At 59.8% G+C, this 1,256-nt stretch carries 1 protein-coding gene; it reads left to right on the top strand.

Annotation, left to right across the window (positions count from 1 at the left end):
• Nucleotides 1-242: 242 nt before the first annotated feature.
• Nucleotides 243-1,256: esterase/lipase family protein (locus ISP19_RS00050; protein WP_204678182.1), on the top strand; the 1,014-nt coding region annotated here is incomplete at its 3' end.

Genomic DNA, 1,256 nt, shown 5'->3' with positions numbered 1-1,256 from the left:
GCCGGCGCGATCCAGGCGTGGGACACGCTACTGAACAGCATGCGTTTGCGGCCAGGGGCGATGTAACGACGCGTTGCTGGCGATATCGAGCGCGTAGCTTCGCAGCGCCGGTAGATAGCCTTCTGTTCGCAACGGGCCTATTTGCTTGCGCACACCATGAATCCACTAATAAAACCACGCGCAATCACGCAGCGCATCACACCTCCCTTCCCCGTCGATCTCGCAAGCCTATGTGTAGCCCTATGAGCAACAGCACATCTGACACCAGCCGCTCCGCGCCCGATAGCAACACAGCGCCCAGCGCAGACAATGACGATGTCGTCCGAATCGCTGGCGGGTTCGACGACGACGGTACGCCTTACGCACGCGCCGTGCTCACGCCCAACGACGATCAGCGCACCAAAGAAATTCTGATCGATCATCGCCCCGCTATTCCGGTCATCTTCCTGCCCGGTGTGATGGGCACGTTGCTGTCAGACAAGACCACCGGAAAATTCGTGTGGTATCCACCCAATATGGACGCCGTGGGCTCCGCTATTTCCGGCATTGCATCCGTCATAGCCGGACGATTCGCCAGCCCCGCCGCACGCGCGAAACGCTTCGATCCGCAGAACGCCGTGGTCGATCCCACCGGTCCGGTTATGGTCGGTAATAGCGGCCTGACCGAGGACGAAGCTCGTCGGCGTGGTTGGAGCACCGTGCATCGTTGGAGTTATCAGCCGACGTTGGCCTGGCTCGAATATACGCTCAACCATCCCATGCTCGCCGGCCTTCCCCATGGCGAATGGGCGCAGGGTGATGCGGAGGGAGCCAAAGCCGCCCTGAAAGCCGTGCTGGGTACCGATCCGGCGGACTACGGCGCTTATGGATCCGGCGGCTCCATCGACGCCAACTCCGACGTATTCAAGTCGCTGCTCCGTTATCGCTACACCGTCTATGCCATTGGCTACAACTGGCTTCAATCGAACCAGAAGTCGGGCGAGGACGTGTTGAATGGCCTTGATTTCAAAGACCAGAAAACGAAAAAGACCACCCGCATCATGGGCATCCGCGAAATCTGCCGGGAAAACAAAACAGAGAAGGCGATCATCATCACCCACTCGATGGGCGGCCTGGTCGCACGCATGGCTTGCCAATTTTCGGACGGTGCCAAAGACATGTACGGCGTGATCCACGGTGCGCAACCGGCCACGGGGGCGCCTCTGTTCGCCAAGCGTTTTCGCACGGGTGCTGAAGGCACCACTTTCAAGGACAGG

It is taken from the genome of Dyella flava, from assembly GCF_016904955.1.
Lineage (GTDB): Bacteria > Pseudomonadota > Gammaproteobacteria > Xanthomonadales > Rhodanobacteraceae > Dyella_B > Dyella_B flava.
The sequence above is the reverse complement of the archived record's forward strand: the minus strand, read 5'-3'. Positions and strand labels throughout refer to the sequence as shown.